At 61.7% G+C, this 18,072-nt stretch carries 15 protein-coding genes; 9 read left to right on the forward strand and 6 right to left on the reverse strand.

Features of this window, described 5'->3' with window-relative positions; all coding sequences use genetic code 11:
• The first annotated feature begins 134 nt into the window (after positions 1-134).
• The 5 genes from PVW27_RS05025 to PVW27_RS05045 all read left to right on the forward strand — a co-directional run bounded on the left by PVW27_RS05025 (position 135) and on the right by PVW27_RS05045 (position 5,553).
• Complete coding sequence (locus PVW27_RS05025; RefSeq protein WP_274555680.1) at positions 135-1,205, forward strand: extracellular solute-binding protein; 1,071 nt, start codon at positions 135-137, stop codon at positions 1,203-1,205.
• Positions 1,206-1,284: 79 nt separating this feature from the next.
• Positions 1,285-2,391 carry an ABC transporter ATP-binding protein gene (locus tag PVW27_RS05030; RefSeq protein ID WP_274555682.1) on the forward strand — a complete coding sequence of 369 codons (1,107 nt, stop codon included), beginning with the start codon at positions 1,285-1,287 and terminating at the stop codon, positions 2,389-2,391.
• A 3-nt stretch (positions 2,392-2,394) separates the two neighbouring features.
• Complete coding sequence (locus PVW27_RS05035; RefSeq protein ID WP_274555684.1) at positions 2,395-3,252, forward strand: ABC transporter permease; 858 nt, start codon at positions 2,395-2,397, stop codon at positions 3,250-3,252.
• 13 nt (positions 3,253-3,265) lie between these two features.
• Entirely contained in the window at positions 3,266-4,117 is an 852-nt protein-coding gene (locus tag PVW27_RS05040) for an ABC transporter permease (protein ID WP_274555686.1), read from the forward strand.
• An 83-nt stretch (positions 4,118-4,200) separates the two neighbouring features.
• The gene (locus PVW27_RS05045; protein WP_274555688.1) at positions 4,201-5,553 is read left to right on the forward strand and encodes an aminotransferase class III-fold pyridoxal phosphate-dependent enzyme; all 1,353 of its coding nucleotides are present in this window, start codon (positions 4,201-4,203) and stop codon (positions 5,551-5,553) included.
• Positions 5,554-5,644: 91 nt separating this feature from the next.
• On the opposite strand, the gene PVW27_RS05050 is transcribed toward PVW27_RS05045, so the two are convergent.
• On the reverse strand, positions 5,645-7,198 hold the full coding sequence (locus tag PVW27_RS05050; protein WP_274555690.1) for an alanine/glycine:cation symporter family protein: 1,554 nt from the start codon (positions 7,196-7,198) through the stop codon (positions 5,645-5,647).
• Positions 7,199-7,217: 19 nt separating this feature from the next.
• Positions 7,218-7,652 carry a universal stress protein gene (locus tag PVW27_RS05055; RefSeq protein WP_274555691.1) on the reverse strand — a complete coding sequence of 145 codons (435 nt, stop codon included), beginning with the start codon at positions 7,650-7,652 and terminating at the stop codon, positions 7,218-7,220.
• Between the two features lie 332 nt (positions 7,653-7,984).
• Between PVW27_RS05055 and PVW27_RS05060 the strand changes: the two genes are divergently transcribed.
• The gene (locus PVW27_RS05060; protein ID WP_274555692.1) at positions 7,985-9,748 is read left to right on the forward strand and encodes a SulP family inorganic anion transporter; all 1,764 of its coding nucleotides are present in this window, start codon (positions 7,985-7,987) and stop codon (positions 9,746-9,748) included.
• A 45-nt stretch (positions 9,749-9,793) separates the two neighbouring features.
• Positions 9,794-10,504 (forward strand): 2-dehydro-3-deoxygalactonokinase, encoded by a 711-nt coding sequence (locus tag PVW27_RS05065; protein WP_274555693.1) that lies wholly within the window; start codon positions 9,794-9,796, stop codon positions 10,502-10,504.
• Positions 10,505-10,565: 61 nt separating this feature from the next.
• Here PVW27_RS05065 and PVW27_RS05070 read toward each other — a convergent pair whose 3' ends face one another.
• Genes PVW27_RS05070 through PVW27_RS05085 form a run of 4 tightly spaced genes read right to left on the reverse strand, consistent with a single transcriptional unit; the run spans position 10,566 to position 14,489 of the window.
• Positions 10,566-11,492, reverse strand: a complete 927-nt coding sequence (locus PVW27_RS05070; protein WP_274555694.1) for a metal ABC transporter permease — start codon at positions 11,490-11,492, stop codon at positions 10,566-10,568.
• Entirely contained in the window at positions 11,492-12,694 is a 1,203-nt protein-coding gene (locus tag PVW27_RS05075) for a metal ABC transporter permease (RefSeq protein WP_274555695.1), read from the reverse strand. Before PVW27_RS05075 ends, PVW27_RS05070 begins: the two co-directional genes overlap by 1 nt.
• Complete coding sequence (locus PVW27_RS05080) at positions 12,691-13,518, reverse strand: metal ABC transporter ATP-binding protein (protein WP_274555697.1); 828 nt, start codon at positions 13,516-13,518, stop codon at positions 12,691-12,693. The genes PVW27_RS05075 and PVW27_RS05080 overlap by 4 nt, the downstream gene beginning before the upstream one ends.
• 2 nt (positions 13,519-13,520) lie before the next feature.
• Entirely contained in the window at positions 13,521-14,489 is a 969-nt protein-coding gene (locus PVW27_RS05085) for a metal ABC transporter solute-binding protein, Zn/Mn family (RefSeq protein WP_274555699.1), read from the reverse strand.
• 190 nt (positions 14,490-14,679) lie between these two features.
• Between PVW27_RS05085 and deoC the strand changes: the two genes are divergently transcribed.
• Positions 14,680-15,678: a deoxyribose-phosphate aldolase gene (deoC, locus tag PVW27_RS05090; protein WP_274555701.1), complete on the forward strand. Its 999-nt coding sequence runs from the start codon at positions 14,680-14,682 to the stop codon at positions 15,676-15,678.
• 42 nt (positions 15,679-15,720) lie between these two features.
• Positions 15,721-18,072, forward strand: a complete 2,352-nt coding sequence (locus tag PVW27_RS05095) for an aldehyde dehydrogenase family protein (protein WP_274555703.1) — start codon at positions 15,721-15,723, stop codon at positions 18,070-18,072.

An 18,072-nucleotide genomic window follows, 5' to 3' on the forward strand; every position in this document is an offset into this window, starting at 1 on the left:
TTGGACCCAAGCGAATGTCTTGATTTTATCAAATGATCAAAAAGGAACAGACAGCGGGCTTGGTTTCGCAAAACTGTTTCACTGGTGTGATTGGTCGCCGTCGGTACATCCGTTCTCCAACACAGGGATACATCATGAAAACCTCTGCCTTTACGTTGAAACTTACCGCGTCGGCGCTGGCCCTTGGCTTGGCCGCACCTGCCAGTGCCGATACGCTGCGCCTGCTGACATGGGGCGGCTACGCCCCCGAGAATGTCATCGAGATGTTCGAGGCCGAAACTGGCCACACTGTCGAAGTGACCACATCGAACAATGAGGAAATGATTGCGAAGTTGCGCGCAACCGGTGGCGGCGGGTTCGATCTGGCCCAACCCAGCCAGGACCGCATCGCCGGCCCGCAGGAGGAGTTTGGCATCTACAAGCCGATGGATCTGTCCAAGATCGACGCCGCTCTGTTCATCCCCTCGATGCTGGAAGCGACCAAGGCCAATACCACAGTCGGAGGCGATGTTTACGGCGTCCCGCATGTCTGGGGCACTGATGGTCTGGTGCTGAACACGGCGCAGGCTGCCGATGTCAAGGATTACACAGATCTTTGCAGTGATGCCGTCGCGGGCAAGGTGTCCTACCGGATGCGCCGTCCCACGCTGATCGGCTTTGCATTCTCGATGGGGATGGACCCCTTCGCCGCCTATGCCGACGAGGCCGCCTATACCGAGATCCTGTCCAAGGTCGAAGAGGCGCTGATCGCCTGCAAGCCCAACGTCAAGACCTACTGGTCCGGCGGCGATGAGCTGATGGGTCTGGTCCGCTCGGGCGAGGTTGTGGCCGCGATGGCATGGGATACCGGCGGCTGGAAGCTGAACGAGGACAACCCCGATGTGACCTTCGTAGCGCCCACCTCTGGTGCGCTGGGCTGGATCGACACTTTCGTGATCCCTGCCAAGGGTCAGGCGGATGACGCCGCTTATGCCTGGATCAACTTCGTGATGAAGCCGGAAATCGCGGCGATGATCACCGAATCCGCTGGCAACTTCACCGCCTCGAAAGGCGCGGATGAATTCGTCTCGGATGCGCTGAAAGCCAAGTATCAGGCCAGCTTCCCGCAGGAAGCCGTCGACAATATCAAGTGGTATCCGCCGGTTCCCGCAGGTCTTGAGGCGCTGGAAGGTGCCGTGCTCGACCGCGTGCAGGCCGCGCGCTGATCCACTGACAAATCGGGCGGCACCTGCGCTGTGCAGGTGCCGCCTTTGCTTTTGAACCGAGAAGCCTGGAAAGCCTTGCATGACCACGCCGATGCCCGATCTGGAATGTGATGCGCTGACAAAACGCTTCGGGTCTGCAACGGCGGTGGATAACGTGTCCTTCACCGTGCCTGCGGGCTCGTTCTTTTCGATCCTTGGACCCTCAGGTTGTGGCAAGACCACGATCATGCGGATGATCGCAGGTTTTCTTGAACCCAGCAGCGGCGATATCCGGATCAAGGGACGCTCCGTTCTGGACGTGCCGCCTAACAAGCGCCCGGTGAACATGGTGTTTCAGCATCTGGCCCTGTTCCCGATGATGAACATCGCCGACAACATCGGTTATGGCCTGCGCCGCAAGGGCATGGCCAAGGCCGAGATTGCCCGCAAGGTGGACGAAGCACTTGATCGGATCGGCTTGCCCGGTATCGGTGCGCGGCAGGTGGATGAGTTGTCGGGAGGGCAAAAACAGCGCGTCGCCATTGCCCGCTGCATGGTGCTGGAACCTGACGTGCTGCTGCTGGACGAACCTTTGGGCGCACTGGACCTGAAGCTGCGTGAACATATGAAGGTCGAGTTGAAGGCGCTGCAGGCGGCCTTTGATACCACCTTTGTCTACATCACCCATGACCAGTCCGAGGCCCTTGTCATGTCTGACAGGATCGCCGTAATGAACGCGGGCCGGTTCGAGCAGATGGGCACAGCGCGTGACCTCTACTACCGCCCCCAGACCGCCTTCGTGGCAGGCTTCGTGGGCGATGCCAACCGCTGGCAGGGCCGCGTGACCCGGGCCGAGGGAGAGGCCCTTGAGGTGAAGACAGACGGCGGCCTGATCCTGCGGGCCATCAGCCCCGGCCGTAAGTTGCCTGTCGGAGACCGGGCCGAGGTCTTTGTCCGCCCCGAGGCGATCCGGCTGGCCGAGGATTCCGCGCAGTTGTCCCATTTCGACACCCAGATCAGTGGCCATGTCGCGACGATCCTGTTCAACGGGGCAGCCAGCCGCGTGATCGTGATGGATGCCACAGGGGCCGAGATCGAAGTGGCCCTGCCACAATCAGGCGAATTCGCCCATCTGACACGCGGCGCGGGTGTGCATATCGGCTGGTCCGGGGATCAGGGCAACGCCTTTGCTGTGGCGAGGCCATAGGCGATGCGCGCGGGACAGAAACTCGGGCTGATCCTGTTGCTCACGCCGCTCTTGCTCTGGCTGTCGCTGCTGATCATCATCCCGCATATCGACCTGTTTCTGCTGTCGCTACGTGAACGTGTCGGCGTGCGGCAGTATGAAACCGGCCTTGCAAACTACACGACGATCCTGACCGAGCCGCTTTACATGGTGACCTTCGCGCGCACCGCGATGATGTCGATCCTTGCGACTGTTCTGACTTTGCTGATCGCCTTTCCGGTGTCCTACTACATCGCCAAGATGGCACGGGGGCGCGCGCGCTCCGTGCTGTTCCTGATGTGTCTGGTGCCGTTCTGGGTGTCAGAATTGGTCCGCACCTTTGGCTGGATGATCCTGCTGCGGGAAAGCGGCGTCATCTCGGGCTTGTTGCAATGGGCGGGGCTGGCGGCGGGGCCGGTCGAAATGCTGTATAACGACGCCGCGATGATGGTGGGGCTGGTCTATACCTCGATGCTGTTCATGGTCGTGCCACTTGTCACGACGCTGGACAGTCTGGACGATGCCGTGATCGAGGCGGGCTATGATCTGGGCGGGTCCGGCCCCAGCATCCTGCGCGAAATCGTCATTCCCCATGCCATGCCGGGGATCGTCTCGGGCAGTATCGTGGTCTTCATGCTGTCCTTGGGCAATTACCTGACCCCTACCATGCTGGGCGGCAAGGACAGCTTGTGGTTCACGCAGATGATCTATTCGCAGTTCATCGTCCGCTTCAACTGGGAGCTGGGTGCCGCTTTCGGTTTCATGCTGCTGATCCTGTCATCGCTGATCGTCTGGGCCGTGCTGCGCCTGACCGGACAGACCCTGGAAAAGACAATGGGTTAAGGAAGGTGGCAGAATGATCCCGACAATCCCGCAGAACCCGCTGATCCGCATCGCCTATGGGGCCTATGTTGCGCTGTTCTTCATCTATCTGGCGCTGCCCTTGACGGTGGTGGCGGTCTTCGCTTTCAACGACAGCCAGTTCCCGTCCCTGCCATGGGAAGGTTTCACCCTTGGCTGGTTCTTCGGGTCCGAGCGTCCGATGATCGGTGTCTTTCAAGAAGGCCCGATCCTGCGCGCCATCGGCACGTCCGTCATCATCGGTCTGGCGGTATCGGCTTTGTCGGTTGCGGTGGGCACGACCAATGCGTTTCTCTTCAACCGGTATCAGTTCCGGGGGCGAGGGTTGCTTTACGTGCTGATGCTGCTGCCGCTGGTGATCCCGGGCATCGTTCTGGGCATCTCGATCCTTGTCTTTTCCAGCACGCTGGCAAATGCGGCATGGGACGCGGCCGAATTCGACATTCAGGCGCTGAGACCCGGTCTGGTGCTGGTGATCCTTGGGCAGTTTTCATTCGTCACGACCATCGCCACATTGGTTATCGCCGCGCGCCTGCAAAAGTTTGACCGCACGCTGGAGGAGGCTGCGTTGAATCTTGGCGCGAACCACCTGACTGCCGTGCGCACGATCACATTGCCCTATCTGGCCCCGGCGATGATCGGTGCTTTCGTCGTGTCCTTCTTGATGAGTTTCGAGAATTTCAACACCACCCTGATGCTTGTCGGTTCGGATTCACCCCTGACCATCGCCATGTTCGACCGGCTGAAACTGGGCTCAACACCACTGCTCAATGCCGTGTCCTTGCTGTTGATGCTGGGGTCCAGCCTGCTGGCACTGGTGATGATCGCCTTTCAGCGCAAGTCCTGAGATCACGCGCCACTGGACAGTATCTGCGCGCAGTGACAGAATTTGATCAAATTCGACACACCCGCGACTCGGAGGCTCCCCCCATGAAAGACGACAACTTCCTGAAAGAGAACAACGCCCGCCACATGTGGCATCCGATGGGCCATCCGGGGGATCTTCAGGCCAATGCCCCCACGATCATCAAAGGGGCAGAGGGCGTGCACATCATCGACCTTGACGGTCACAAGGTCGTGGATGCCGTGGGGGGCTTGTGGTGCGTGAACCTCGGCTATTCCAACAATGTGGTGAAGGACGCCATCGCCAAGCAGCTCTACGACCTGCCCTATTATTCCGCCTTTGCCGGCACGTCGAACCCCGCTGCCATCGAGGCGTCCTATATGGTGCGCGAATTCTTTGAAGCCGACGGGATGGTGCGCGCCTTCTTCACCTCGGGCGGGTCGGACTCCGTGGAAACCTGCCTGCGGCTGTCACGCCAGTATCACCGCCTGCGGGGCGAACCGACGCGGACCAAGTTCCTCAGCCTCAAGAAAGGCTATCACGGCACGCATTTCGGCGGCGCCTCGGTCAATGGCAACAACCGCTTTCGCCTGAATTACGAACCGATGTTGCCGGGATGTTTCCACTTGCCCAGCCCCTATACCTACCGCAACCCGTTCAACGAGACGGATGGCGCGAAGCTGGCCCAGAATATCGCGGCCGCAATGGAAGACGAGATCGCCTTTCAGGGCGCCAACACCATCGCCGCTTTCATCATGGAACCGATTCAAGGGGCAGGCGGCGTGATCGTGCCGCATGAAAGCTTCATGAAACTGATGCGTGAGATTTGCGACCGTCACGGCATCCTGATGATCTCGGACGAGGTCATCACCGGGTTTGGCCGCACGGGCGACTGGTCCGGTTCGCGCCATTGGGGCGTGCAGCCCGACATGATGAGTTGTGCCAAGGGCATCACTTCGGGTTATTTCCCGGTTGGGGCCACGCTGGTGAACCAGAAGATCGCAGATGTCTTCGAGAAGGACACGACCGGCGAAGGCGCGATCTTCCACGGCTATACCTATTCAGCGCATCCCGTGGGCGCGGCAGCCGTGACCGCCTGCCTGTCGGAAACGATCCGCCTGAACACCGCTGCCAATGCAGGGCCGCGCGGAACACAGCTTTATGAAGGCGTGCTGAAACTGGCCCAGAAACACGACATCATCGGCGATGTGCGCGGCGGGCACGGTTTGATGACCGGGATCGAGCTGGTCAGCGACAGGGCGAAGAAGACGCCGATGGATATGCCCACCATGAAGCGTATCCACAAGACCGCCTACGAGGCAGGGGCGATGGTGCGGTTGGGCGCGCACAACATTCTGATGTCGCCGCCCCTGACCATCACGGAAGCCGAGGTGAATACAATCCTCACGGCACTGGACGCTGGTTTCGCCGCCGCCTAAGCGGTCCGACCCAACGCGAGAACCACGAAAAGGCCAGAGCAATGCTCTGGCCTTTTCCACTCGTGACCGAACCTGCGTTATATACGGACGCTCATTTGAAACGTTTAATCTCGCCGGACCGAAGACGGCTCAAATAACTTTCGAGCTCTCGTTTCACGATCGGCATCAGGAAATAGAGGCCCGCTATGTTGACGACGGCCATGGCGAAGATCGCCGCATCCGAGAAGTCGATCACTGGCCCAAGACTGGCCGCCGCACCGATCACGATGAAGATGCAGAAGATGGTCTTGAAGGTCAGTTCCTGAGCCTGCCCCTCACCAAACATGAAGGTCCACGCCTTCAGACCATAGTAGGACCAGCTAAGCATCGTCGAAAAGGCGAACAGCACCACCGCAACCACAAGGATATACGGGAACCATGAGAAAGTGGATTCGAACGCAGCCGAGGTCAGGCCCACGCCCGAAGCGCCTGTTGCCGTCGTCACCTGCCCGGCCTCGTTGATCACATAAAGGCCGGTTTCGGGATCGGTCACCAACTGCCCTGTGATGATGATCACAAGCGCCGTCATGGTGCAGATCACCACTGTGTCGATGAACGGCTCCAGCAGGGACACGAAACCTTCGGTAATCGGCTCCTTGGTGCGGACCGCCGAGTGGGCGATGGCCGCGGACCCGACACCCGCTTCGTTGGAAAAGGCCGCACGCCGGAAGCCCTGGATCAGTGCACCAACCATGCCGCCCACGATTCCGTTGCCTGTGAAAGCCCCGTTGAAGATCTGGCCGAACGCTGCACCCACCATGTCCACATTCATCAGAATGATGACAAGCGCCGTGCCGACATAAAGAACGCCCATGAAGGGGACGACTTTCTCTGTCACGCGGGCGATGGACTTGATCCCGCCCACGATCACCGCAAAGACGATCCCCGCGAAGACGATCCCCGTGATCCACCCGGGATACTCGCCGAACACACCGGTCAACTGCTGGTGCGCCTGATTGGCCTGAAACATGTTCCCGCCGCCCAATGCGCCCAGCACGCAGAAGATCGAGAACAGAACCGCCAGAAACTTGCCGCCCGGCAAGCCGCGCTCGGCGAAGCCCTTGGTCAGGTAATACATCGGACCACCGGACACGCGCCCATCCGGGTATTCGTTGCGATACTTCACGCCCAAGGTGCATTCCGTGAACTTGGACGCCATTCCCAGAAGACCCGCAAGGATCATCCAGAATGTCGCGCCCGCGCCGCCGATGCTGACCGCCACCGCCACACCCGCGATATTGCCCAGACCGACGGTCCCCGACAGGGCCGTAGCCAGCGCCTGAAAGTGGCTGACCTCGCCCGCGTCATCGGGATCAGAATATTTGCCACTGACCAGCGCCAGAGAATGTCCGATCACACGAAACTGGATAAACCCGAAATAGACTGTAAAAACGCTCGCCGCGACCACCAGCCAAAGAACGATCCATGCGATCGAGGTGCCGGGGATGGAAGCGAAGATGAAACTGACAAACCAACCCGTCGAATCTGCGAAAATCTGATTGACGGTCTCGTCGATGGATTGCGCCCGAGCCGGCACACCCGAGAAGATCAGGGCCGCAAGCGCAGCCATCGCGGCAAACGCCGCGGGAATTGCATTCCGTGTCATCTTTCTCTCCTGTTGCTGCTCATGGAACGATGGTGCAGGGCACCGGGGCTGCCTGCGCCAGATGACCTGCCACCGATCCGAAGATCCGGCTGCCAAGTCGGGTGTGACCGTTGCGTCCGATCACGATCTGCACTGCGCCCATTTCCTCGGCGATCTTGCAGATCGTCTCGGCGATATGGCCATAGCGGATCTTGCTTTCCGCCTCGACGCCAGCGGCGCGGACCTTTTCAAGCACAGGTGCGACCAGCGCTTTCTCGGCTCGCTCCAGTTCCTCGGTGCGACGCTTGTGGCGTTCTTCCAGTTCGCTTGGACTCAGGAACGAATAGGGCGACCATTCCAGCACATGGACCAGAACAACCGTGCCGCCCTGAAGCTTGACCCGGCCCACGGCAAAGTCGAGCGCCCGTCGAGAGGCCTCGCTCCCATCATAGCCGACGATGAATTTTGCAGACATCTGTCCCTCCTGCATGTTGGCTTGTATCGAAAGATACCGCGACAGTTTAGCGCAGGAGGGGTTTGAAACATATATGACGTGTTCCTGTAATCGCCGCTGCTTCAGGTCAATCGGCCTTTGTTTTGCTGAATCGAAGGCTGAATGGCTGCCATACTGCGAGACCTGCATATTTTGTCCCAAACCTGGATGGCATCAGATGACCCTTGCTACCTCTCTGGGGCCCGCAGTGTGACCGTGGTTGAACATCACATTCTAACTGACATATATGTTTGACTTGCTGGCACCTTCCGGTCCGGCACGACTTCAGGAAGATTGCCCTCATGTCCAGTTCCATGCCCCGGCCTTCTCGGACGTCGCGTTTTGGGCGTGGCAGACTTGAACGGCACCTGCCAATCCTGCAATGGACGAAAACCTATGACCGTGACACGCTGACATCCGACACGGTAGCGGCTGTGATCGTCACGATCATGCTGATCCCCCAGTCCCTCGCCTATGCTCTGCTCGCGGGGTTGCCGCCCGAAATGGGCCTTTACGCTTCGATCCTGCCACTGGTGGCCTATGCGATCTTCGGCACCAGTCGCGCGCTGGCCGTTGGGCCGGTCGCGGTCATCTCGCTGATGACAGCCGCCGCTGTGGGCAACATGGCGCTGGAAGGAACAGCCGAATACGCCATGGCGGCGATCACGCTGGCCTTCATGTCAGGCCTGATCCTGACCGTGATGGGTGTATTCCGGTTGGGGTTTCTTGCCAATTTCCTGTCCCATCCGGTGATCGCCGGGTTCATCACGGCATCCGGCCTACTGATTGCCGCCAGCCAGATCGGCACGATTTTGGGCATCAGCGGCGGTGGGCATTCACTTGTTCAACTGTTGGGCAACCTTTGGGTCAACCTGTCAGATATCAATCCGATAACCGTGACGATCGGAGTGATGACGACGGCTTTTCTTTTCTGGGTCCGCAAGGGCCTCAAGCCGCTTCTCATCAGCGCAGGGTTTCGCCCGCGCTTGGCCGATCTGCTGGCCAAGGCCGGACCCGTGGCCGCTGTGGCCGTCACCACACTGACGGTCTGGGCCTTCGATCTGGCGGGCAAGGGTGTGGCTATCGTCGGCACAATCCCCAGCGGATTGCCCCCGCTGACACTGCCCAGCTTTTCAGGCGAGGTCTGGGGACAGCTTTTCATCTCGGCGCTGCTGATCTCGGTCATCGGCTTTGTCGAGTCCGTCTCGGTCGCCCAGACATTGGCCGCGAAGAAGCGCCAACGGATCGACCCGGATCAGGAACTGGTGGGTCTTGGCACGGCGAATATCGCGGCGGCGCTGACCGGTGGCTATCCCGTGACGGGCGGTTTTGCCCGTTCGGTGGTGAATTTCGACGCCGGTGCCGAAACTCCGGCCGCTGGGGCCTTTACCGCCATCGGCATCCTGCTCGCCGCGATGTTCCTGACCCCGCTGCTGCATTTCCTGCCCAAGGCGACATTGGCGGCAACCATCATCGTCGCGGTCCTCAGCCTCGTGGATCTGTCGATCCTGAAACGCAGCTGGACCTATTCGCGGATCGACTTTGCCGCCGTCGCCACAACCATCGCCATCACGTTGGGGCTTGGCGTCGAAATGGGTGTATCCGCAGGCGTGATCCTGTCGTTGGCGCTGTTTCTCTACAAGACATCGCGCCCCCATGTCGCCGAGGTCGGTCTTGTCCCCGGCACCCAGCATTTCCGCAATATTTTGCGCCACAAGGTTCAAACCGATCCCGGGGTCGTGACACTGCGGATCGACGAAAGCCTCTATTTCGCCAATGCCCGGTTCCTTGAGGATTACATCACCAATCGTGTGACCTGTGACCAGCCCATCCGGCATGTAGTGCTGATGTGTTCCGCCGTGAACGAGATCGACATGTCCGCGCTGGAAAGCCTTGAGGCGATCAATGCCCGTTTGCGCGACATGGGAATTACCCTTCACCTGTCCGAGGTGAAAGGCCCTGTGATGGACCGGTTGAAACGCAGTCATTTCCTTGATGATCTGTCAGGGCGCGTGTTCCTGTCGCAATATGATGCAATGGTCGCTGTGACTGCAGGCTCATCTGCCCCGACCTCCTGACCGTGTCGATTGACGGGACCATGCCTGCCGCTTATCTGCACCACTATGACACAGGACATCTGGATCGGGATCGAAGACAACGGTGGCATTGCCTCCGGCTGGCGATTTGATGGAGCAAGCGTCGTCGCGGCTGCATCCGGCCAGAACCTCGCCGCCGTTCTGGCCCAGTTGGGCGATGCGCCTGTGCTGACTGTTGACCGGGGATGCACAGCCCAACCCGTGCCAGCGCCCGTTCTGCCTGACGCCTTGCCGATGCCCGCGATGACACAAGACCGGCCGCGCGGCCATCTGGACCCTGTCGCCCGATTGCGGATTGCCGGTGCCTTGGCAACACGTCGGAACTGGGACGGTGTCATCTGCCTTCCCATGACCGAAGTCACCCACTGGTGTCAGATCAGCGCCGAAGAGGTGGTCAGTTTTCAGTCTGCCCTGACGCCGGAACTGGCCCGCGCGTTGGGGGCTGCCGATCACGCCGATCTGGCGGCCCTGACCGACACCATGTCACGACCCGAGCGTCTGGCGCTGCACCTGCGCAGTGCAGAACTCGCGGAGTCGGCTGATGCTGTGGCCGGGCATCTTTTGGGGGCGGAACTGGCGGCGATGCGGCCCTATTGGCTGGGCCAGCAGGTGATCGTGATCGCGCAGAACAGCCTCTATTCCGAAGCATTGTCATCGCAGGGCGTTCCGGTCGAGACCCTGAACCCAAGCGACGCCGCGCGGGACGGGCTGATGGCGCTGCGGCAGAAAACACGCTGAGACATACGTGCCTTGCGGTGGAGGGCGCCTCAGGCAGGGATACTTCAGGCAAGTGGAAAGCTCAGCGCACGGTGGCGCCCCCGGCGCGGCGGCGACAGGGGCCGATCATCATCGTGACGCCAAGAATCAGACCTGAAACCGTCGCGATCATGCCCGCCGCGCTGACTGAATTGGCGAAACCCAGCCATAGGGGACCATAGCCGGCAAGCACATATCCCAGAACCGCTGAAAGTATGGCAAATCCGACGCTCCACGCCGCCTGGGCCAGTAACCTGTCGGTCATCATCCGCGCGGCGGCGGGAGGGCAGATGAACATGGCGATCACGATGATCGAGCCGACGGCGTCGAAAGCCGCCACGGCCGCCAAGGCCGCCAGCATCACCAGTGCCAGCCCGATTGCACGGACCGGCAGGCCGAGCGTGGCGGCGAAACCCTCGTCGAAGGTCGCAATCGCCAGCGGCCGCCACATCACAGCAATGGACAGAGCCACGATGAGGAGAGCCACCGCCATGCGCGGCAATTCTGGCGGCAGACCAGACAAGGCCACCGGATCCAGCAGCGAGGCCCAACCCGTGGCATCCAGCCAGATCAGGCTTTCCAGGTTGCCATAGAGTGCGTGTTCCACATCCAGATGCACGCCGCTGGTATCCGATTGTTCCAGAAGCAGGACACCCGCAGCGAAGAGCGTGGTGAAGATCACCCCCATGGCCGCGCCCGCCTCGATCCGCGCGGTGCGGCGCACGGCTTCGATCAGCACGACCGAGACAAGGGCGGCTCCGGCGGCCCCCAGCATCATGGGCAGCGCCGCGACGCGTCCCGTCAGCAGGAATGCCGCCACGATCCCCGGCAGGACCACATGGCTGATGGCATCCCCGATCAGTGCCTGACGCCGCAACAACAAGAAGTTCCCCGGCAAGGCGCAGGTGACGGCGGCCAGCACACCAATCAGCAACGGCGTCAGGGAAAGGGCGACAAACTCGGCACCCATCAGATCACCGCCTGCGGGCGCGGCAAGTGGCGATCGAGTTCGGCGATCTGGTCCGGAGTCAGGACAGTTTCGATCGGAGTCAGCCCGTCATAGCGACTGGCAGTCAGACCCTGCGCCGGATCACCGCGCAAGGCGGCCCAGCGCGCTTCGTCCAGCAGCGCCTTGGCGGCGGCGATGCGCCCGGCCTCGGTTGGAACGCCATCGGCGCGGGCCATTCCTTCACGGGCGAGAAGTGTCAAGGTAAAGGGTTCGTGGATCGGCTGACCCGCAGCCAGCGCAAGCAACCCCTGACGGCGATGCACCCTGCGGCGAAAGCGCATCTGCCGCAGCAGCAATGCCACCCCACCGCGCGCAGGTGCCAGCGCGATTGACAGAACGAAGAGAACGAAGCTGGCCAGCACGATGATCGGTCCTGTAGGCAAGGCCGGCGCCGTGGCCGAGACTGCAGCGCCGACAAAGGCGGCAAGCCCTCCAGCGAGTCCCGCAAGCCCCACCATCCGCAGCGCGTTATCCGTCCAGAGCCGCGCCGTGACCGCCGGGATGATCAGCAGCGCCACGATCAGCACCAGACCCACGGTCGTGATGCCCAAGACGGTCACGGCCATGACCAGACCCATCATCGCCAGATCGATCCGCGCGACATTCGTGCCTGTCACCGCCGCGAAGTCCGGGTCAAACCCCACCGCCAGCATCGGGCGACGCAGCAGCATCACCAGCAACAGCACAAGCGCCCCACCCGCCGCGATCACCAACGCATCAGCGCGCAGCATCCCGGCGGTTGATCCAAGCAGGACAGATTCAAGCCCCGCCTGACGGCCTGCCTGCATTGATTGGATCACGGTCAGGATCACGATCCCTGCACCAAAGAACACCGACAAGACAGCACCGATCGCCGCGTCTTCCGTCAGGCGCGTCCGGCGGATCATCCAGCCTATCACCAGCAAACCCAGACCCGACGACACGGCAGCGCCCAGCATCAGCCCCGGCAGAAAACGCCCCTCGCCGCCCAGTGCGACCATCACGATGAAGGCAAGCCCGATCCCAGGCAGCGTGGCGTGGGACACCGCATCCGAGACTAGGGCGCGTTTACGCAGGAACAGAAAACTGCCTGTTACCCCTGCGGCGATCCCCAGCATCGTGGCACCAATTGCCACCAGCGTGGCATTGTATCCCAGTTGCAAGGTCAGCGCCTGCCAGATCATGGCGTGGCATCCCCGGCCTGCATCCCTGCGACCTGCGCCTCGCCCAGTCGCCCCCCATAGGCGCGCTGGAGGTTGGCGGCGGTAAATACCTCGGCAACCGGACCGGCGGCGATGGCACGCATATTGATCAGGAACATATGTTCGAAATAGGCGCGGATCGTTGACAGGTCATGGTGCACGGCCACGATGGTGCGCCCCTCGACCCTGAGGTCTTTCAGAACCGCGATGATGGCTTTCTCGGTCGCGGCGTCGACGCCGGCGAACGGTTCGTCCAGCAGATAAAGGTCCGCTGATTGCGCCAAGGCGCGGGCCAGAAAGACGCGCTGTTGCTGCCCGCCGGACAGTTGCCCGATCTGACGGGTAGCGAAATCTTCCATCCCGACACGGGCCAGACACGCGCGGGCGCGGTCCAGATGCGCGGGCCGGACCCGACGCAGCAGGCCCAACTCGCGGTGAAGCCCCATCAGCACCACGTCAATCACGCGGGCCGGGAAATCCCAGTCAACGCTGGCGCCTTGCGGCACATATGCCACGCGGTCCCTGGCGCGCGACAGCGGCAGGCCGAACAGGCGCACCTCGCCCGACAAGGGTTTGACCAATCCGAGAACCGCTTTGAGCAAGGTCGACTTGCCCGCACCATTCGGGCCGACAATCGCGGTCATCGTGCCTTGCGCTACCGACATGTCGACGGAGAACACCACGGGCTTTTCGCCATAGGCCACGGTCAGCCCTCCCACCTGAAGGGCGGGGGGCGGTGCCGGCGTGGCGGCGACCGTACCTTCCGTTTGCAACAGGCTCCGTGGGGTCGACAGGGGATGCGCCATTTTCAGAGACCCGCGCTCAGTTTGCCGTCCATGCCGCGAGGCGGCACATCACCGCCCAACGCACCGGCGATGGTCGAGATGTTGTGATCCAGCATGCCAAGATAGGTGCCCTCATAGGTGCCGTCCGGCCCCATCGCGTCCGAGTAAACTTCGCCCCCGACGCGCACCGCATGGCCCTTGGCGGCCGCCCCTTCAATAAGCGCACGGATATTTCGGTCAGACACCGAGCTTTCCACGAACACGGCACCAATCTGGCGCTCAACCAGCATGTCGACCAGTTCACCGATCCGGTTCAGCCCTGCCTCGGACTCGGTCGAGATGCCTTGAATACCCATCACCTCAAAGCCTTGCGCGCGGCCGAAATAGCCGAAAGCGTCATGGGCGGTCAGCAAGACCCGCGCCTCCTTGGGCACCGAGGACAGGCTCCGCGCCTTATAGGCAGACAGTCGGGTCAAATCGGCCAGATGCGCCTCGGCATTGGCGGCGAAGGTGTCGGCCTCGTCAGGTCTTGCGGTGCTCAAGGTGTCGCGCACGGCCAGCACGACATGGCGCCACAAATCGGGGTCCATCCAGACATGTGGGTCAAAGCGACCCTCGTAATCGGGATGTGCGATCCGGTCGGCCACGGGAACAGCCTCGCCCACCGCAACGACAGTGCGGGTCCGGCCAAGATCCAGAAGGACATCTTCAAGCTGTGCCTCAAGATACAGCCCGTGCCAAAGCACCAGATCGGCACGGGACATGGCAACAATGTCGCTGCGGGTCTGGCGATAGGAATGCGGGTCGATCCCCGGCCCCATCAGCGCGGTGACGGTGACAAGATCTCCTCCCACCTGCCGGGCCGCATCTGCGACCATCCCGGTCGTGGCAACGATGGACAACGGAGGTTGGGAGGTCTGGGCCATGGCAAGGCGCGGCACGGCGATGCTGGCGGCAAAGGCGGTCAGGACATGGCGTCGTGTCAGGGTCATCGGGTCACCTTTTGAACGTAAGACATGATAACAGCGGGACGTTGGGCGGATATTGAGAATGGTTCGCAACTTTGTCAATGTAATTGCGAATTATTCGCAAAACAAAACGTCGTGATGGCAATGTTGCGGCATGCTTGCCTCTGATCCGGGCACATGCGACCTTTGGCGCGACGCCGAAACCGAGTGTGACATGCAGCAAACCCCTACAGTGCCAACAACGCATCTTCCCCAGACCCTGCCTGCGCACGAGACACGCAATCCCGGCATGGAGCTGGATATGGATTGGGTGCGCGCCGTGCAGGCCAACAGTTCCGCCATAGAACGGCGCGCGGCCAGTCTTGGGACGCGGCGGTCGGTCAAGAAGGATTATCAGGCCGCATGGCTTCTGAAGGCAATCACCTGCATTGATCTGACCACCTTGGCCGGTGACGACACCGAGGGACGTGTCGCCCGGCTCTGTGCCAAGGCACGCCAGCCCGTGCGCCCTGACCTGCTGGCGGCACTGGGGATGCCTGACATCACCGTCGGGGCAGTCTGCGTCTATCACGACATGGTGCCTGCCGCTGTTCGCGCATTGGAGGGCAGCGGAATCCCGGTCGCCGCCGTCTCAACAGGCTTTCCGGCCGGGTTGTCGCCCTTTCACCTGCGCCTTGCCGAGATCGGCGAGAGCGTGAAGGCAGGGGCAAGGGAAATCGACATCGTGATCTCTCGTCGACATGTCCTGACCGGGAACTGGCAGGCGCTCTATGACGAGATGCGCCAGATGCGCGCGGCCTGCGGCGATGCCCATGTGAAAGCGATCCTTGCCACAGGCGAACTGGGCAGCCTGCGCAACGTCGCCCGCGCAAGCCTTGTCTGCATGATGGGCGGGGCGGATTTCATCAAAACCTCGACCGGCAAGGAAAGCATCAACGCCACTTTGCCCGTCAGCCTTGTGATGATCCGGGCCATCCGCGACTATCACGAACGCACGGGGATCAAGATCGGCTACAAACCGGCGGGTGGCATTTCCAAGGCCAAGGATGCGCTCGTGTATCTCAGCCTGATCAAAGAGGAACTGGGCCACCGCTGGATGCAGCCCGACCTGTTCCGCTTTGGCGCATCGAGCCTGCTTGGCGATATCGAACGGCAGTTGGAGCATCACGTGACAGGCAGTTATTCGGCGGCCTGGCGGCACCCGCTCGCCTGATGTCAGGTGGACGGATTTGAGTATTTGGGGAACGATGAAGGCATGAGCGTCATGGATATCTTCGAGACGATGGATTATGGCACCGCTCCGGAATCAGCCTCTGAAGCACTGGCCTGGCTGGTGGATCAGGGTGACCGTTTCGGCCATTTCATCGGGGGGGTCTTCACCAGCCCCGGTGACGGGTTTGAGGCGCGCAATCCCGCCACTGGAGAGGTGCTGGCGACATTGAGCCAAGCCACACAGACCGATGTGGATGCAGCCGTTACCGCCGCACGACGGGCGCAGGGCAAATGGGAAGGTCTGGGCGGTCATGGCCGCGCGCGATACCTATATGCCTTGGCGCGGCAGGTGCAGAAACACGCGCGTCTTTTCTCTGTGCTCGAGGTGTTGGACAACGGCAAGCCGATCCGTGAGGCGCGGGACATCGACATTCCACTTGTGCATCGCCATTTCTATTTCCACGCCGGCCTTGCGCAACTGATGGAGAGCGAACAGCCCGACCGTCAGGCGTTCGGCGTCTGCGGGCAGATCATACCGTGGAACTTTCCCCTGCTGATGCTGGCTTGGAAGGTGGCCCCCGCGCTGGCGGCCGGCAATACGGTGGTGCTGAAACCGGCGGAACAGACTTCGCTGACCGCACTTTTGTTTGCTGACATCTGCCGCCAAGTCGGGTTGCCCAAGGGCGTGGTCAATATCGTGACCGGCGATGGCGCGGTGGGCGAGATGATCGTGACCCATCCCGGCATCGACAAGATCGCCTTCACCGGATCGACCGAGGTGGGGCGTCGCATCCGGCAGGCCACAGCGGGCAGCGGCAAGGCCCTGACCTTGGAGCTGGGGGGCAAATCCCCCTATATCGTGTTTGATGACGCCGATCTGGATTCAGCCGTCGAGGGACTGGTCGATGCGATCTGGTTCAATCAGGGGCAGGTCTGCTGCGCGGGCTCGCGCCTGCTGGTGCAAGAGGGGGTGGCGGATCGTTTCCACGCCAAGCTGCGCGCCCGGATGGACAAGCTGCGGATAGGCAATCCCCTGGACAAAAGCATCGACATCGGTGCGATGGTCAGCCCGGAACAGTTGAATCGCGTCCGTGCGATGGTGGATGCCTGCAACGACGGCCAGGTGCATCGCAGCGCCGCGACCTTGCCGGATGGAGGGTGCTTCTATCCGCCCACGCTGATCACCGGCCTGTCCACCGCATCACCGCTTATGCAAGACGAGATTTTCGGCCCTGTTCTGGTCTCGACCACGTTCCGCACACCGTCAGAAGCGGTGGATCTGGCCAACAATACCCGCTACGGGCTGGCGGCCAGCGTGTGGTCTGAGAATGTGAACCTTGCGCTGGGCGTGGCCCCGAAACTGGCAGCGGGTGTGATCTGGGTCAACGGGACAAACATGTTCGACGCCGCCGCCCCATTTGGCGGAATCCGCGAAAGCGGGTTCGGGCGTGAAGGCGGTTGGGAAGGGCTGGCGGCCTATACAAAGCCGCGTGCAAAGACCAAGCCGCTGGGACAGATCACAGGGTTTACGGGCCGCAATGATGATGCGCCCGAGGCGGGAATCGACAGGACGCCCAAACTCTATATCGGGGGCAAGCAGGCGCGCCCGGATGGTGGCTATAGCCGAAATGTTCACGCAAGGTCGGGACGCATTCTGGGGCAGGTCCCGATCGCCAGCCGCAAGGACATCCGCAACGCCGTCGAAGCGGCGCGTGGGGCGGCGGGTTGGTCGGCGACGACGGGGCATCTGCGGGCACAGATTCTCTATTACATCGCGGAGAACCTGTCCGCCCGTGCTGAAGGCTTTGCCTCGCTTCTGGATGCGGTGCAGGGCACCAAGTCCGGCAAGGCCGAGGTCGATGCCGCCATCCGTCGCCTGTTCACCTATGCTGCCTGGGCTGACAAATATGATGGCAGCGTCAAGGGCGTGCCGCTGCGCGGCGTCGCGATGGCCATGCCAGCCCCTGTCGGCGTGATCGGCGCCATCTGCCCGGATGATGCCCCCTTGCTGGGGCTGATCTCTCTGATGGCGCCTGCCATTGCCATGGGCAACCGCGCAGTGTTGGTCGCTTCCGAAGCCTATCCTCTGGCAGCAACGGATTTTTACCAGATCCTCGACACTTCGGATGTGCCGGGCGGGGTAGTGAACATCCTGAGCGGCAGCCACGCCGATCTGGCACCGACGCTGGCCGCGCATATGGATGTGGATGCTGTCTGGTGTTTCTCATCGACTCCGCTGTCGCGTCTGATCGAGGAGGCAAGCGCTGGCAACCTCAAACGCACTTGGGTGAATCACGCCAAGGCGCGCGACTGGATGGGAGCCGCAGGCGAGGGCCGCGCGTTCCTGCAACAAGCGACCGAGATCAAGACGATCTGGGTGCCCTACGGCGAATGA

The organism is Seohaeicola sp. 4SK31, from assembly GCF_028802875.1.
In the GTDB taxonomy this organism is placed as follows: Bacteria; Pseudomonadota; Alphaproteobacteria; order Rhodobacterales; family Rhodobacteraceae; genus Seohaeicola.

What these genes read in the sequence shown, in the direction of transcription:
- PVW27_RS05025 (WP_274555680.1), top strand. Translation starts at nt 135, where the DNA reads ATGAAAACCTCTGCCTTTACGTTGAAACTTACCGCGTCGGCGCTGGCC.
- PVW27_RS05040 (WP_274555686.1), top strand. Translation starts at nt 3,266, where the DNA reads ATGATCCCGACAATCCCGCAGAACCCGCTGATCCGCATCGCCTATGGG.
- PVW27_RS05045 (WP_274555688.1), top strand. Translation starts at nt 4,201, where the DNA reads ATGAAAGACGACAACTTCCTGAAAGAGAACAACGCCCGCCACATGTGG.
- PVW27_RS05050 (WP_274555690.1), bottom strand. Translation starts at nt 7,198, where the DNA reads ATGACACGGAATGCAATTCCCGCGGCGTTTGCCGCGATGGCTGCGCTT.
- PVW27_RS05075 (WP_274555695.1), bottom strand. Translation starts at nt 12,694, where the DNA reads ATGATCTGGCAGGCGCTGACCTTGCAACTGGGATACAATGCCACGCTG.
- deoC (WP_274555701.1), top strand. Translation starts at nt 14,680, where the DNA reads ATGCAGCAAACCCCTACAGTGCCAACAACGCATCTTCCCCAGACCCTG.
- PVW27_RS05095 (WP_274555703.1), top strand. Translation starts at nt 15,721, where the DNA reads ATGAGCGTCATGGATATCTTCGAGACGATGGATTATGGCACCGCTCCG.
- PVW27_RS05065 (WP_274555693.1), top strand. Translation starts at nt 9,794, where the DNA reads ATGACACAGGACATCTGGATCGGGATCGAAGACAACGGTGGCATTGCC.
- PVW27_RS05035 (WP_274555684.1), top strand. Translation starts at nt 2,395, where the DNA reads ATGCGCGCGGGACAGAAACTCGGGCTGATCCTGTTGCTCACGCCGCTC.
- PVW27_RS05080 (WP_274555697.1), bottom strand. Translation starts at nt 13,518, where the DNA reads ATGGCGCATCCCCTGTCGACCCCACGGAGCCTGTTGCAAACGGAAGGT.
- PVW27_RS05060 (WP_274555692.1), top strand. Translation starts at nt 7,985, where the DNA reads ATGCCCCGGCCTTCTCGGACGTCGCGTTTTGGGCGTGGCAGACTTGAA.
- PVW27_RS05055 (WP_274555691.1), bottom strand. Translation starts at nt 7,652, where the DNA reads ATGTCTGCAAAATTCATCGTCGGCTATGATGGGAGCGAGGCCTCTCGA.
- PVW27_RS05085 (WP_274555699.1), bottom strand. Translation starts at nt 14,489, where the DNA reads ATGACCCTGACACGACGCCATGTCCTGACCGCCTTTGCCGCCAGCATC.
- PVW27_RS05070 (WP_274555694.1), bottom strand. Translation starts at nt 11,492, where the DNA reads ATGGGTGCCGAGTTTGTCGCCCTTTCCCTGACGCCGTTGCTGATTGGT.
- PVW27_RS05030 (WP_274555682.1), top strand. Translation starts at nt 1,285, where the DNA reads ATGACCACGCCGATGCCCGATCTGGAATGTGATGCGCTGACAAAACGC.